This is a genomic window from Halopseudomonas formosensis (genome assembly GCF_900115905.1).
Classification (GTDB): domain Bacteria; phylum Pseudomonadota; class Gammaproteobacteria; order Pseudomonadales; family Pseudomonadaceae; genus Halopseudomonas; species Halopseudomonas formosensis.
Genome location: NZ_FOYD01000002.1, coordinates 56,189 through 70,156 on the forward strand (window position 1 = coordinate 56,189; position 13,968 = coordinate 70,156).

Here is a 13,968-nt window from a genome sequence, read left to right on the forward strand (position 1 = left end):
GATCCTGAGTCCTCACTGCACCTCAACCAAGGTTCACCACCGCCCGGCCGGTCATGCTACCAGCGAGAATGGTATCAATATGGTCTGACAGCTGATCCAGCGTGATCTCCCGCTCCAGACGGCTGAGATCGGTCTTCCACTGCAGGGACAGGCGATCCCACATGGAGGCCTTGGCTACCAGCGGCTGCTCCACCGAGTCGACACCCAGCAGGTTGACGTTGCGCAGAATGAACGGGAAGACACTGGCCTGGAACTGCCCCCCTGCGGTCAGGCCGCAGCAGGCAACACTGGCGTCATAGCGTAGCGACTTGACCACGTTGAACAGGATGTCGCCACCGACGGTGTCCACCGCCGCGGCCCAGCGCTCAGCCAGCAGCATCTTGCCGGTACCGGACTGCAGCTCCTCCCGGCTGATCACCTCGCTGGCGCCCAGCCCGCGGAGGAAGTCGGCCTGATCGGTCTTACCGGTCATGGCCACCACCTCGTAACCCTGCTGAGCGAGCATGGCCACCGCAATACTGCCTACCCCACCGGTAGCGCCGGTAACCAGCACCGGCCCCGTGTCGGCGGTGAGCCCGGCACGCTGGAGCTTGTCGATGCACAGACCCGCGGTCAGACCGGCAGTGCCCAGCACCATGCTCTCGCGCAGACTCAGCCCCGCCGGGCGCTTCAGCACCCAGCCGGCAGGTACGCGGATGTACTGACCGAAGCCGCCCGGGGTATTCATGCCCAGGTCGTAGCCGGTGACTATCACCTCGTCACCGGGCACCAGCTCGGGCACCGCACTGGCCTCCACCACGCCGGCCGCATCGATCCCGGGGGTATGGGGATAGTGACGGGTCACGCCCCGGTTGCCACTGGCGGACAAGGCATCCTTGTAGTTCAGTGATGACCAGTGCACGCGGATCAGCACCTCTCCGGCGGGCAGCTCATCAATGCGGCGGAGCACCACGCAGCGGGTGAACTGCCCCTGCTCCTCGCTCACCAGCAGTGCCTTGAATTCGGACATGCAAAACTCCTCGTATTACAGACAGGGTGGCTGCCAGGCAGCACCGCGGATCGGCGGAGCTACCAGAAGCGCTGATTGTAGAGTCGGGACACCCAGGTCAACAGCAGGCGGTCCAGCGCCGCTGACATGGTTGAGCTCAAGCGATCCTGCAGCTTCTTCGGACGATGGAAGTGCACTTCAAACACATCGGCCTGGCGGATGCGCTGGCTGATGTACTCATCACTGGTACGTATCTCGTCGGCCAGGGCTTTCTGCAGTGCCTCGGTACCGAACCAGACCTCGCCCGTGGCCACCTCGTCGACGTTGAGAACCGGTCGATAACGGGAAACGAATTGCTTGAACAGCCGATGGATGTTCTCCAGGTCCTCCTGGAACTTCTCCCGGCCCTTCTCGGTATTTTCACCGAACAGGGTCAGAGTGCGCTTGTACTCCCCGGCGGTGAGCATCTCGTAGTCCACATCATGCTTCTTCAACACACGGTGGAAGTTCGGCAGTTGCGCCACCACCCCGATCGACCCGAGCATGGCAAAGGGCGCCGCCAGTACCCGATCACCGATACAGGCCATCATGTAACCCCCGCTGGCCGCCACCTTGTCGACGCATATCGTCAGGGGCACCCCGGCATCTCGAACACGGGTCAGCTGCGATGCGGCCAGTCCATAGGCGTGCACCATGCCCCCGCCGCTTTCCAGGCGCAGCACTATCTCGTCCCGCGGGGTGGCCAGCTCCAGCACGGCGGTCACCTCATGGCGCAGACTTTCCAGGGCGCTGGCCTTGATATCACCATTGAAGTTGAGCACGAACACCTTGTCCCGATCAGCGCCGCCCTTGCTGCGGGCCCGGGCCTCCTGCTTGCGGCTCTTGTGCAGCGCCTTGAGCGCCGGCTTGTCGAGCACCGCCTGGCCCAGGCGATCGGTCATGTCCGCTAGTTGATCATTGAGCCGGGTCACCTGCAGTACCCCTTCCCCCCGACGCTGACGCCCCCTCAGGGAAGCCACCATTACCAGGATGATGAACACCACCACCAGCGCGGTCAGCGCCTTGGCTGCAAACAGTCCGTACTCGGCAAGCCACTCCACAGATATCTCCTTACAGGTTCACTGAATTGCAAGCATACCCCATGCGTCTTCTTATGCAGACAGCGCTTGGCAGGGGGAATTCAAACGACCGTATGATTTTTGTTGACAGCCCGACCGACCCGCCCTACCCTCTGACGAGTCACATACCCGTGCATGCAACGGAGTTACCGTTGCCCAATGAAACATCCGATAAAGGAAGAGTCCATGACTACCGTTGCTGAAATCATCAAAAACATGGAAGGCAAGTTCAACCCGGCGGCCGCTTCCGGCCTGGACCTGACTTTCCAATTCAACATCGAGGATGATTCCAACTTTTACGCCGTGATCAAGGATGGCACCTGCAACGTTGCCGAAGGCGATGCTGAGGATCCGAACGTGACCCTGATCATGGATTCCGAGACCCTCAACGGCGTGATCACCGGCGAGACCGATGGCATGCAGGCCTTCATGAGTGGCAAGCTGCGCGCCGAGGGCGACATGATGCTGGCCCTGAAGCTGGGCGAGCTGTTCCCGGTCTGATCGACCCCATCCCCGAAAACCGGAGCCAGGCTCCGGTTTTTTTATGCCCCGCCAACACGGTGCCTGATAACCCGGCCCGTTGGTTGGCAGCCAGCGGTCCCTGCAGTAGATTGACCGGCAAACCCGATTCAAGACAAGGACAAGCCCATGCAGAAAACCCAACTGTTTGATCTGGACGGCAAAATCGCCCTGGTTACCGGCGCCAGCCGTGGCATCGGCGAAGCCATCGCCCGCCTGCTCGCTCAGCAAGGTGCCCATGTGATCGTCAGCAGCCGCAAGATCGACGACTGCCAGCAGGTAGCCGACTCCATCGTCGCCGCCGGCGGTCAGGCCAGCGCCATGGCCTGTCACATCGGCGAAATGGAACAGATTACCGCCACCATCGAGGCGATCCGCAGCCAGTTCGGCAAACTGGACATCCTGGTCAACAACGCCGCCACCAACCCCTACTTCGGCAACGTGCTGGACACCGACCTGTCCGCCTTCCAGAAGACCGTGGACGTCAACATCCGCGGCTATTTCTTCATGTCCGTCGAGGCCGGCAAGCTGATGCGCGAGAACGGCGGCGGCGCCATCCTCAACGTCGCTTCGGTCAACGGTCTGGTTCCGGGCCTGATGCAGGGTATCTACTCCATCACCAAGGCCGCGGTGATCAACATGACCAAGGTCTTCGCCAAGGAGTGCGCCCAGTTCGGTATCCGTTGCAATGCCCTGCTGCCGGGTCTGACCGACACCAAATTCGCCTCGGCGCTGGTGAAGAACGACAGCATCCTCAAGCCGGCACTGCAGCGCATTCCCATGGCGCGCCCGGCTGATCCGACCGAAATGGCTGGTACCGTGCTGTATCTGGTGAGCGACGCCTCCAGCTACACCACAGGCGCGGCCATCAACGTCGATGGAGGCATGCTGTCCTGAGGCGTAAGGGCGCGCACAGGCGCGCCCTTGACCCCATCGGCGAACGGATTTTCCGGAAAACCCGCCTACTCCAGCCCCTTCATGGCGTCCAGTGCCTGGGTGTTCATTGCCACCGGTGACAGACCGGTCACTCCTATCTCCACCGCAAAGCGCGCGCCATCGGCGATGGGCATGAAACGGATGGTGAAGGCATCGGCATACAGCCAGGAAAGATTCAGCTGATCAAGCCAGTGCCAGGCGTCACGCCAGGCGGGCGTACCATGCAGTGAGTGGCTCAGGCCCGAGCCCATTTCCTGTTGCTGTTCCAGGGTCAGATAGCGCCCTCTCAGCCGATCCAGCCGGTAGCCATCCTCCAGACCGAGCATGTGTGGCAGACCGCGCCAGCGCAATACCTGCACATCCAGCTCCCAGAGGTCCCCGTGCAGCGGCAGCGGCGAGCTCATCGCCGGTGCCAGATAAACCTCGTGCTGCTTGTCCGCCAGCTGGCGGAAGTCCAGGGTCGCTATGCGTGCGCCGTCGACGATGGGCTGAAACCGGGAGAATTCCCAGGCCAGCAGGGCGAGACCACCGCACAGCGCCAACAGCACCAGCAGGGCACACCCCTTGAGCCAGCCCAGCAGCCACTCCAGGCGCCAGCCCAGACGCAGTGTGATGAACAGCAGAAGCAGGCCGAAGCAGCCTGTCAGCACCGCCAGTCCCAGGTATTGCATGTACGCTCCTTGTAGAAGATCAGGCCGGAACCGGCGGCTCCGGCTGGCCGGCCAGCCTGGCCAGGTAACAATCGATCAGCCACCGGGAAATGGTGCCCCGCGGGGGGATGGCCGGCAACTGGTCGACATGCCACCAGTGGGCCTCTTCAATCTCGCCGGGCTGCGGGACAATCTCGCCGCCGGCGTATTCGGCGTGGAAACCGAGCATCAGGGAATTGGGGAAGGGCCAGTTCTGGCTGCCGAGATACTCGAGGTTGCGCACGTCGATACCCACCTCCTCCATGACTTCCCTGCGCAGCGCCTCTTCCGCCGACTCGCCGGGCTCGATGAAGCCGGCCAGGGTACTGAAGAAACCGCTGCGGAAGTTGGGCGAGCGTGCCAGCAGCACCTCATTGCCACGGGTGACCAGCACTATGATGCAGGGGGCCAGCTTGGGGTATTGGCGGTTGCCGCACGCCGGGCACTCCATGGCCCGTTCATCGTCCCGCAGGTGGGTCCGTTCGCCGCAGCGTCCACAGAAGCGATGGGTGTCATACCAGATATCCAGCTGCTGGGCGACACCGAGCAGGCGGAAGGTGGTGTTGTCCACGTTGCCCAGCAGCCCGCGCAGCCCCTGCCAGGAAAGACCCGGCAGGTCGACCTGCTCCTTGACCCGCACAAGCCGGCAAGGACGGTCATCAACCAGCCCCAGGGTCACCTGATATTCGGCATCGCCCAGGTAGCGAGCCATGTCCGGATCATGCAGCAGGTTGCCCTGATAGATGGCAAAGGACTGCTCATGCCGAATCAGCACCCAGCCATCCGCCCCCGCTTGCGCAGAGAAGGATGAGGTAAACCGGGTGATCTTCTGCATCTTCAGCTGCCTACCTTGTATCCCAGTTCGGCGAGGCTCTCCTCCGCCAGGGCCAGTACATCGCCCTTGTTGACCGAGGAGCGCTCAGCCGACTCCAGATAGAACTCGATACTGGTCAGCGCATCGGCCAGCACTTCCAGTTTGGACTCCGCCGGGGCCTTGCTGCCATCGACCAGCGCTTCCTGAATGAAACGTGCCGCGGCACGAATGATCTCGGCTGCACGGGTCATGCCCAGGAAGATCAGGCCGCCGCGTACGGTTTCCAGTGTAGCGGGCACATTCATCAGGTGCATGCGGTCGTGGTCGGATTCGACGTAGGCGGTCAGGGCCCGGCGTGCCAGCGCCAGCCCTGCCTGGGATTCCTCGACCAGCACGATATGGGCTTCCTTGAGTTCCACCGGCGCGCTGTGCTGGTCATTGCCCAGCGAACCGATGACCTCCCCTGCGGTTTCCATGCGTGCCACCAGCAGCTCGGCATGCAGGACAGCATCGGCCACCAGCTCCAGGGTCTGGGTATCCCCGGGCTGCCAGCCTTCGAGCTGAACAGCAGCGTTGCGGATCTGCTCGGAGGTGGCGGGCATGTCGAGCACACTCAGTGTCTTCCACAGGCGCTGCAGGGAGGCATCCAGGGTTTCCAGCGCCTGATCGGTGTCGCCGGCATTGCGCGCCAGCAGGTCGAGCATGTCCTTGGTCGAGGTGATCTCTTCCTGCAGTGCTTCGGCCACCGAGCGCATGACGTCGGCGCCCGGCCCGCGCAGGCTTTCAAAGGCCTGCTTCAGACTGGCCTCGGTATAGCCGGGATCCGGCAGATTGATGGTGCGCCGCACTTCCTGGCACAACTCGCACTGCTCGCCGGCCAGCGCCACCAGATACAGCAGCTCAACCCGCAGCTGGGCGGTGCCCTGGGTCTCCGGCTGCCCGGCATACAGACGCTTGATCTCCCGGTCCAGACGGGAAAACAGCAGCTTGCGCTCGCGGGTCAGATCCAGGGGGGTCTTTTCGATGGCCTCAAGGGCTGCGGAGGCGATCCAGCTGAGGGTCGCCACATGATCATTCATGCGGGCTTCCCAGCGCTGCAGGGCACGCTTCTTGAGATTGATGCCGGCACCGGACTCGTGACGGATGACATCCAGCAGGCCCAGCTGGAACATCTGCCGCAGTCGCGCGAAGGTCTTGGGCTCAAGCATGTCGCGGGAACCGTTGCGCAGTGCCGGCGGCACCCGGGCAGGATCCAGTGGATAGAAATGGCTTTCGGGCAGGGGTTTGGTGTCCGGCCGGTGCGAGCGCAGCTCGTTGATCAGCGGCAGCAGCAGCTCGGGGCGCTCGCCCCCCTGCTGACGGCAGAAGTGCAGATAGCGGCGCAGAAGGAAGAGGCTGTTGCACAGGGCGGACAGGGGAGCGTTGAGCACATCACCTTCATGGACCGGAATGTCGGTCGCCAGGGCAACCATCTCTTCCAGCAGCAGCGCCGCTCCGTGCAGCTCGATCAGATTCAGGGTTCCCCTGAGCTGCTGCAGCCCCTCGATGGCCTGCTGCAGCAGGTGACCACTGTCCCGCTGCTCGAGGAACTGCTGCAGCAGATCCTCCACTTCGCCTACGCTGACGAACAGCTCGTCCCTGACCAGATCAAGTGATGTAGCACCTGTTAACATCGCTTCAGTCTCCCTCATCCCTGCAATCAGACTGGATCTTCAGTCGGCAAACTCGGCCGGCTTCTTGCTCATGTGCGCAGCAACCGCCACCTTGAGATCTTCCGACTGGAGCATGGCTGCATTCCAGGTCGCTATGTAATTCAATCCGTCCGCCACGCTGTGGTCACGGCTGTAGCGGATCATTTCCTTGGTTCCGCGAATGGCTAGTGGTGACTTTGCAGCAATCTGCCGGGCTATGTCCATCACTCCTTCAAGGAGCGCGTCATGATCGGCAAACACCTGATTGACCAGGCCGATACGCGCCGCCTCTTCACCGTATACGGGACGCCCGGTATAGGCCAGTTCCCGCATGATGCCATCGCCTATCAGACGCGGCAATCGCTGCAGGGTTCCCACGTCGGCCGCCATTCCCATGTCGATTTCCTTGATCGAGAAGTGGGCATCCGGGGTGCAGTAGCGCATGTCACAGGCGGAAATCAGGTCGATGGCACCGCCAATACAGTAACCATGGACTGCCGCGATCACCGGCTTGCGGCACTCGTCGACGGCATTGAAGGCGCTCTGCAGCTTGAGGATGTTGTGACGGATACGCTCGGCGTTGCGACCGATGTCGGCGACCATGCTGCCGGCGGCCTGCGCCAGCATCTGCAGATCGATGCCCGCGGAAAAATTCCTGCCCACCCCGGAGATGACCGCCACACGCACGCTGTCGGTCCGATCAACCCAGTCGAACACCTCGACCATCTCGGTCCAGAAAGCCTCATCCATCGAGTTGGCCTTGGCCGGGCGATTGATCATGACATGGGCAATGGCGCCCTGCTGCTCCACCAGCAGCGATTGGTACTCACGCATGCGTAACTCCCTGACAAACTGCTTGTTCTTATCAAGTCATGCACTATATCAAGCATGGCCCCCGGCGGCATACCCGGGATTTGCTCCCCGTGCCTGTTCTGTGGAAAGTGCCGCAGATTCAGGCCTCAATCGCTTCCATCTGCCGCCACAAGGCAAAACCCGCCGCCTTCTCTATGGCAGCCAGACGCTGCTCGTGGGCCGCCAGCTCCTCCTCGGTCGCCCGCACCACCGGCAGCACCGGCCGTGACTGCGGGTCGAGGCGACGGATCTCCCCGGGCTGGTCCGCACTGCCCTCGGACCCCTGTCCCGCCAGTACCAGCGCCGTCTGGCCGCCGGTCATGATCAGATAGACATCCGCGAGAATCTCGGCGTCCAGCAACGCGCCGTGCAGCTCCCGCTGGGAGTTGTCCACCCCGTAGCGCTTGCACAGGGCGTCCAGGGTGTTGCGCTGTCCGGGATGCTTGTGCCGGGCCAGCAGCAGGGTATCCACTACCGAACAGTGGTCGGCCACGCAACCGTGACGGCCAAGCCGCTCCAGCTCGGCATCGATGAAGCCCACGTCGAACGCGGCGTTGTGGATCACCAGCTGGGCGCCGCGGATGAAGTCCATGAACTCGTCGGCCACGTCGGCGAACAGCGGCTTGTCCGCAAGAAACTCGTCGGAGATCCCGTGGACCTGGAAGGCGCCCTCTTCCACCTCCCGCTCGGGATTGATGTAGACATGGAAGTGCCGGCCGGTCAGGCGCCGGTCGAGCAGCTCGACACAGCCGATCTCGATGATGCGATGACCTTCCCTTACCTCGATACCCGTGGTTTCGGTATCCAGAACGACTTCACGCATTCACCGCACTCCCCTTCATCATGACCTCTTCCACTCCCCGGTTGGCCAGCTGGTCGGCCAGCTCGTTCTCCGGATGACCACTGTGGCCCTTGACCCACTGCCACTGCACATGGTGCTGACTGACCAGCTCATCCAGCTGACGCCAGAGATCGGCATTCTTCACCGGCTGGCGGCCAGCGGTTTTCCAGCCGCGCTTCTTCCAGTTGGGCATCCATTCGCAGACACCCTTCATCACATACTGCGAGTCGGTGGTCAGCCGGACATTGGCCGGGGCCTTCTTCAGGGCCTGCAGACCGCGGATGGCCGCCATCAGCTCCATGCGGTTATTGGTGGTCTGCGGCTCGCCGCCGAACAGGGTCTTCTGATATTCGCCCAGACGCAGCAATACGCCCCAGCCGCCCGGGCCGGGATTGCCCTTGCAGGCGCCGTCGGTAAATATCTCGATTACATGCGTCATGTCTTGTCCCGTTTGTGCGCCCGGCGGTTTCCTGCGACCAGCGGCGGCAGACCCAGGGCCGGAAAGGCGATGGTCCGCTGCCGGCGGGGTATCGCACCGAGGGTCTGCCTGCGGGCACGCAGGAAATAGAAGCCGCCCCCCGGCAGCTGGTGACGCTGCCCCCAGCTGTCCAGCCAGCTGAAACGCTCCAGCCAGGCGCTTGAATTCAGCGGCGGACGATAACATCCATCGACTCTTTTCTCCACCGCAAAACCCAGCAGTTCCAGCCAGTCCGTCAGCCGTGCCGGACTGATGAATCCGGCCTCGCTGAACCAGTCCCGACCGGCGAAATGATTGAGTCCCCAGCAGCTCCATGGGTTGAAGCCGAACACCAGCAGATGCCCGCCGGCACGCACCGCCTGACTGGCTTCACGCAGCAGGCTGCGTGGCGACAGGCAGAAATCCAGGCCGTGGTGCAGCAATACCACGTCCAGTGAGTGGGGAGCGAAGGGCCAGCTCGTTTCGTCCACCGGCAGGCAGTCCGGACCGACCTGAAGGTCCAGGCGCCAGTGGTTGCGCAAGACCGAATGCTGCTCATCCAGCAGCCCCGGCAGCAGGCCATACTGCACCAGGTGCTGACCGAAGCATTTCTGCAGCTCCTGCTGCACTATGCAGCGCTCGCTGCTGAGCAGCATCTGGCCGGGAGCGCTGTCGAGCCACTGCCGAGCGACACAGATGAGCCTGAGCAGATCCTCCTGACTGATGGAACGGGATTGTTCGGGAATCTCCATGGGGCCTCCGGGTTGGCCTGGGCACGCCAACCTCCTATAAGATAGCTGCAACTACGATTCCGGAAAGCGAGCCTGTCATGCCGACCTTCATTGCCCTTCCCGCCTTTCAGGACAACTACATCTGGCTGCTGACAGATGACACCTCTTTCAAGGTGACGGCTGTCGACCCGGGTGACGCCCGACCGGTGATAAGCTGGCTCGGCCGCCACCCCGAATACCAGCTGAGCACGATTCTGCTGACCCATCACCACCGGGACCATACCGGCGGGGTACTGTCGCTCAAGGCCGCCACCCAGTGCCGGGTTCTGGGGCCGGACAACCCGGCCATCGACGGTATCGACCGGACACTCGCCGACGGTGATCAGATCAACCTGGCCGGCCAGAGCATTCGCGTCATCGCAGTGCCCGGTCACACCCTGGATCATATTGCCTTCTTCTGCGATGACCCGCAGGAACCCTGGCTGCTCAGTGGCGACACCCTGTTCGCCGGTGGCTGCGGACGGGTTTTCGAAGGCACCCCGGCGCAGATGCACGACTCGCTCCAGCGCCTGGCTGCCCTGCCGGATGCCACCACCATATATTGCACCCATGAATACACCCAAGCCAACCTGCGTTTTGCCCAGGCGGTGGAACCGGACAACCCGGACATCCGCGTACGTCTGGAGGTAGTGGAAGACCTGCGCCGGGATGGTCAGATCACCCTGCCCACCACGCTGGCCCTGGAGAAGCGGACCAATCCCTTCCTGCGCAGTGCGGAGCCGGCGGTGGTCGAGGCCGCGAGCCGCCAGGCCGGTGGCGAGGTTACCCCCGGCGCCGAGACATTTGCCGCAATACGTGCATGGAAGGACATATTCTGACATAGTTCAGCCAACCGGCGGCAGGCCGCTCTGGCGCCGCTGCATCATGGCGCGGCGCCACGTGCGACAGATGGCCTCTGCCAGCTCGGTTGACCCTCGGGAAGTGACTCCCTAGAATCGGGCAAATTTCAAAGGATGGCCCCCATGACTGTTACGCCCAACGTTCTCAGAAATGGACTCCTGACGCTGTGGCTCCTGGTGCTTGTCGGCTGCCAGACCACCACCAACCGCACCGACCAGTCCGCAGCACCTCGAATCAGTTCCGCCCCCGCCGCCAGCAGTGATCACAGACCCAATCGCCTCGGCAACTGGCGCAGCACCCGCAAGGCCGATGAACCCTATACCCTGTGGACCCGCATCCGCGACGGCTTCCAGCTCGACCCGACCCTGCTCGACAGTCCGCGGGTAGACAAGCAGCGGCTGCACTATGCGTCCCAGGCCCGCTATTTCGAAGTCACTTCCGAGCGCGCCAGACGCTATCTGCATTATGTCGTGGAAGAGCTGGACAAGCGCGGCATGCCGCTGGAGCTGGCACTGCTGCCCTTCGTCGAGAGCGGCTACAACCCCATGGTCTACTCGCGCTCCCAGGCCGCTGGCATCTGGCAGTTCATCCCTTCGACCGGACGGGTCTTTTCGCTGCACCAGGACGACATCTATGACGGCCGTCGGGACATTACCGCCTCGACCAATGCCGCACTGGATTATCTGACCCGACTGAACAACATGTTCGACGGCGACTGGCTGCTGGCGGTCGCGGCCTACAACTGCGGCGAGGGCTGCATCGGCCGGGCCGTGAAGCGCAACCAGGAACTGGGTCTGCCGGCTGACTACTGGAACCTGCAGCTGCCCAGCGAGACCATGGATTACGTGCCGCGGCTGCTGGCCCTGGCGCAGATCGTCAGCACGCCGGAGCAGTTCGGCATCAGCCTGCCCGACCTGAACGATGAGCCCTATTTTGCCCAGATCACCATCCGCCGCCCGCTGGACCTGCTCAAGGCAGCCGAACTGGCGAGTATCAGCGCGGACGAAATGCGCTACCTGAACCCGGCGTTCAAGCACCGGGTTGCCACACCGCGCCAGCCGTACCAGTTGCTCGTACCCGTAGCCCAGGCCGAGCAGTTCAGCGCCGCCCTGGCCCGTTTGCCCGACAGCGAGCGCGTGCCCTTCAGCCGCTACACGGTGCGACGCGGTGACAACCTGTCGGCCATTGCCCGTCAGCACGGCTCCAGCGTGGAAGCACTGCGTCAGGCCAACAACCTGCAGAGCAACCTGATCAATGTCGGTCAGCAACTGATCATCCCCAGCGCCGGTGCTACCCAGCTTGCCGGTAACACCCCGACCGGCAGCGCGCCGAGAAGCAATCGGCCACGCACCTACACCGTACAGTCGGGTGATTCGCTCTATAGCATCGCCCGCCGGTTCAATGTCGAGGTCAAGCAGCTGCGCGCCTGGAACGGGGTGGATACTCTGCTCAAGCCCGGCCAGCAACTGACGCTGCATCTGCCCTGATCAGCCGAACCCGGGATGGCAACTGACATGCTGGCATCCCGCCCGCTTTCGCTTGTGCTCGCACAATGGTAGCGTACGCGCAGACCATGCTTACACGATCCCCGATCCGCCCATTGCTTCTCCTGCTCGTCCTGCTGCTGACAGCCAGCCTGTCGGGGCTGGTGGACGCGGCCATCTATCGTCAGCACGGTTACTCCGTGTTCGGCCTGCCCAGGTACGCCGAGGACTTCAGCCATCTGGATTACGTCAACCCCGAGGCGCCCAAGGGCGGCACCCTGCGGGTCATGGGCAGCGGCACCTTCGACACCCTGAATCCCTACACGCTCAAGGGCACCAGCCCTATCGCTACCGGCAACTTCTACCAGTACGGCATCAGCGAACTGAACGAGCCGCTGATGGTCGGCAGCGGCATCTATGACCCTTCGGGCGACGAGCCCTTCTCCGCCTACGGCCTGATCGCCGAGAGCCTGGAGTTTCCCGACGACCGCAGCTGGGTGGTGTTCAACCTCAGGCCCGAGGCGCGTTTCCATGACGGCCGCTCCATCACCGCCCACGACGTTGCCTTCAGCTACCGGTTGCTGCGCGAACAGGGTCACCCCAATTACCGGGCCATGCTGCAGGACGTGGCCCGCTACGATCTGCTCGGCCCCCATCGCATCCGCTTCATCTTCAAGCAGGCAGACAACCCGCTGCTGATCCTGCGTCTGGGCGAGTTGCCTGTGCTGCCGGAACATTACTGGCGCGATCGCCCCTTCGGCGAAACCACCTTCGAGCCGGCGCTCAACAGCGGCCCCTACCGCATCAGCGAGGTGGCGCCCGGCCGCCGTCTGGTATTCGAACGGGTCAGGAACTACTGGGGACAGGATCTTCCGATCAACCGGGGCAAGTACAATGTCGACCGCATGGAGGTCGAGTTCTACCGCGACAACAACGTCGCCTTCGAAGCCTTCAAGGCCGGCGAGTTCGATATCTATCTGGAACACAAGGCCAGCAACTGGGCCAACGCCTACGACTTCCCGGCGGTGACCAGCGGGGCGGTGCTCAAGCGGGCCATCCAGCACGAAATCCCCGCCTCCACCCAGGGCCTGTTCTTCAATACCCGGCGCGCGCCCTTCGACCGGCGGGAGGTGCGGCAGGCGCTGGGCATGCTGTTCGACTTCGAATGGTCCAACCGCGTGCTCTTCCATGAAGCCTATCGACGGTCCCTGAGCTACTTCCCCAACAGTCCGTTCAGCGCCACCGGGCTGCCCGCCGGCCAGGAATTCCTGTTTCTGGAGCCATTCCGCCAGCACCTGCCGCCGGAGCTCTTCCTGCAGCCCTTCACCCTGCCGGTGACCGATGGCCGGGGCATTCCCCGGGAAACCCTGCGCGAGGCGGTGGCGCTGTTCAACCGGGCCGGCTGGAAGCTCAGCAACGGCAGGCTGCAGAACGAAGCGGGGCGCCCGCTGGTGTTCGAGGTGCTGCTGGTCAACCCGAGTCTGGAGCGCATTCTCCTGCCCTGGCGTACCAATCTCGCGCGCCTCGGCATAGAACTGCGGGTGCGCACCGTGGATCGGGCCCAGTACAAGGCCCGGCTGGATCAGTTCGATTTCGACATGATTCTCACCACCCTGCCCCAGAGCCTGTCGCCGGGGCATGAACAGTACACCTACTTCCATTCCTCCCAGCGCAACGTCAAGGGCAGCCGCAACTATGCCGGCATCGACAACCCGGTGGTCGACGCACTGGTGGACGAGCTGCTCAACGCCCGCACCCGCAACCGCCAGGTCGCTGCCGCCCGTGCACTGGACAGGGTGTTATTGTGGGAGCACTACATGATTCCGAACTGGTATATTGACTACCACCGCGTTGCCCATCGCAGTTATCTGCGATCACCAGCAACGCCACCCTATTCGCTGGCCATCCGGACCTGGTGGATGGATTGATCCGAACGATAACAAGGTCA

14 protein-coding genes are annotated in these 13,968 nt (G+C 63.1%); 5 read left to right on the top strand and 9 right to left on the bottom strand.

Annotated features, from left to right (window positions below; genetic code table 11):
- Positions 1-22: 22 nt before the first annotated feature.
- Together BM046_RS03345 and sohB are read right to left on the bottom strand one after the other, a co-directional pair.
- Positions 23-1,009 carry a YhdH/YhfP family quinone oxidoreductase gene (locus tag BM046_RS03345; protein WP_090536999.1) on the bottom strand — a complete coding sequence of 329 codons (987 nt, stop codon included), beginning with the start codon at positions 1,007-1,009 and terminating at the stop codon, positions 23-25.
- Positions 1,010-1,068: 59 nt separating this feature from the next.
- A complete protein-coding gene (sohB, locus tag BM046_RS03350) occupies positions 1,069-2,088 on the bottom strand; it encodes a protease SohB (RefSeq protein ID WP_090537001.1) in 1,020 nt (339 codons plus the stop codon).
- Positions 2,089-2,292: 204 nt separating this feature from the next.
- Between sohB and BM046_RS03355 the strand changes: the two genes are divergently transcribed.
- Entirely contained in the window at positions 2,293-2,607 is a 315-nt protein-coding gene (locus tag BM046_RS03355) for an SCP2 sterol-binding domain-containing protein (protein ID WP_090537003.1), read from the top strand.
- 147 nt (positions 2,608-2,754) lie between these two features.
- Positions 2,755-3,522 carry an SDR family oxidoreductase gene (locus BM046_RS03360; RefSeq protein WP_090537005.1) on the top strand — a complete coding sequence of 256 codons (768 nt, stop codon included), beginning with the start codon at positions 2,755-2,757 and terminating at the stop codon, positions 3,520-3,522.
- A gap of 65 nt (positions 3,523-3,587) precedes the next feature.
- Here BM046_RS03360 and BM046_RS03365 read toward each other — a convergent pair whose 3' ends face one another.
- The 7 genes from BM046_RS03365 to BM046_RS03395 all read right to left on the bottom strand — a co-directional run bounded on the left by BM046_RS03365 (position 3,588) and on the right by BM046_RS03395 (position 9,657).
- The gene (locus BM046_RS03365) at positions 3,588-4,232 is read right to left on the bottom strand and encodes a hypothetical protein (RefSeq protein ID WP_090537007.1); all 645 of its coding nucleotides are present in this window, start codon (positions 4,230-4,232) and stop codon (positions 3,588-3,590) included.
- Between the two features lie 19 nt (positions 4,233-4,251).
- On the bottom strand, positions 4,252-5,085 hold the full coding sequence (gene nudC / locus BM046_RS03370) for an NAD(+) diphosphatase (protein ID WP_090537008.1): 834 nt from the start codon (positions 5,083-5,085) through the stop codon (positions 4,252-4,254).
- A gap of 2 nt (positions 5,086-5,087) precedes the next feature.
- Positions 5,088-6,737, bottom strand: a complete 1,650-nt coding sequence (locus BM046_RS03375; RefSeq protein WP_090537011.1) for a hypothetical protein — start codon at positions 6,735-6,737, stop codon at positions 5,088-5,090.
- Positions 6,738-6,776: 39 nt separating this feature from the next.
- The gene (locus tag BM046_RS03380) at positions 6,777-7,589 is read right to left on the bottom strand and encodes a crotonase/enoyl-CoA hydratase family protein (RefSeq protein WP_090537012.1); all 813 of its coding nucleotides are present in this window, start codon (positions 7,587-7,589) and stop codon (positions 6,777-6,779) included.
- 118 nt (positions 7,590-7,707) lie between these two features.
- The gene (dnaQ, locus tag BM046_RS03385) at positions 7,708-8,430 is read right to left on the bottom strand and encodes a DNA polymerase III subunit epsilon (protein ID WP_090537014.1); all 723 of its coding nucleotides are present in this window, start codon (positions 8,428-8,430) and stop codon (positions 7,708-7,710) included.
- The gene (gene rnhA, locus BM046_RS03390) at positions 8,423-8,887 is read right to left on the bottom strand and encodes a ribonuclease HI (protein ID WP_090537016.1); all 465 of its coding nucleotides are present in this window, start codon (positions 8,885-8,887) and stop codon (positions 8,423-8,425) included. Before rnhA ends, dnaQ begins: the two co-directional genes overlap by 8 nt.
- Positions 8,884-9,657: a class I SAM-dependent methyltransferase gene (locus BM046_RS03395; RefSeq protein WP_090537018.1), complete on the bottom strand. Its 774-nt coding sequence runs from the start codon at positions 9,655-9,657 to the stop codon at positions 8,884-8,886. Before BM046_RS03395 ends, rnhA begins: the two co-directional genes overlap by 4 nt.
- A 77-nt stretch (positions 9,658-9,734) precedes the next feature.
- Here BM046_RS03395 and gloB point away from each other — a divergent pair, with 77 nt between their 5' ends.
- The 3 genes from gloB (at position 9,735) to BM046_RS03410 (ending at position 13,948) form a co-directional block, all read left to right on the top strand.
- Positions 9,735-10,514, top strand: coding sequence for a hydroxyacylglutathione hydrolase (gene gloB, locus BM046_RS03400; RefSeq protein WP_090537020.1), 780 nt, complete (start codon positions 9,735-9,737; stop codon positions 10,512-10,514).
- Positions 10,515-10,658: 144 nt separating this feature from the next.
- Positions 10,659-12,023, top strand: coding sequence for a LysM peptidoglycan-binding domain-containing protein (locus tag BM046_RS03405; protein ID WP_235818558.1), 1,365 nt, complete (start codon positions 10,659-10,661; stop codon positions 12,021-12,023).
- An 86-nt stretch (positions 12,024-12,109) separates the two neighbouring features.
- Positions 12,110-13,948 (top strand): extracellular solute-binding protein, encoded by a 1,839-nt coding sequence (locus BM046_RS03410; RefSeq protein ID WP_090537713.1) that lies wholly within the window; start codon positions 12,110-12,112, stop codon positions 13,946-13,948.
- Positions 13,949-13,968 lie beyond the last annotated feature (20 nt).

Coding starts and splice junctions, on each gene's coding strand:
- BM046_RS03345 (WP_090536999.1), bottom strand. CDS start 1,009: ATGTCCGAATTCAAGGCACTGCTGGTGAGCGAGGAGCAGGGGCAGTTC.
- BM046_RS03355 (WP_090537003.1), top strand. CDS start 2,293: ATGACTACCGTTGCTGAAATCATCAAAAACATGGAAGGCAAGTTCAAC.
- BM046_RS03360 (WP_090537005.1), top strand. CDS start 2,755: ATGCAGAAAACCCAACTGTTTGATCTGGACGGCAAAATCGCCCTGGTT.
- BM046_RS03365 (WP_090537007.1), bottom strand. CDS start 4,232: ATGCAATACCTGGGACTGGCGGTGCTGACAGGCTGCTTCGGCCTGCTT.
- nudC (WP_090537008.1), bottom strand. CDS start 5,085: ATGCAGAAGATCACCCGGTTTACCTCATCCTTCTCTGCGCAAGCGGGG.
- BM046_RS03375 (WP_090537011.1), bottom strand. CDS start 6,737: ATGTTAACAGGTGCTACATCACTTGATCTGGTCAGGGACGAGCTGTTC.
- BM046_RS03380 (WP_090537012.1), bottom strand. CDS start 7,589: ATGCGTGAGTACCAATCGCTGCTGGTGGAGCAGCAGGGCGCCATTGCC.
- dnaQ (WP_090537014.1), bottom strand. CDS start 8,430: ATGCGTGAAGTCGTTCTGGATACCGAAACCACGGGTATCGAGGTAAGG.
- rnhA (WP_090537016.1), bottom strand. CDS start 8,887: ATGACGCATGTAATCGAGATATTTACCGACGGCGCCTGCAAGGGCAAT.
- BM046_RS03395 (WP_090537018.1), bottom strand. CDS start 9,657: ATGGAGATTCCCGAACAATCCCGTTCCATCAGTCAGGAGGATCTGCTC.
- gloB (WP_090537020.1), top strand. CDS start 9,735: ATGCCGACCTTCATTGCCCTTCCCGCCTTTCAGGACAACTACATCTGG.
- BM046_RS03405 (WP_235818558.1), top strand. CDS start 10,659: ATGACTGTTACGCCCAACGTTCTCAGAAATGGACTCCTGACGCTGTGG.
- BM046_RS03410 (WP_090537713.1), top strand. CDS start 12,110: ATGCTTACACGATCCCCGATCCGCCCATTGCTTCTCCTGCTCGTCCTG.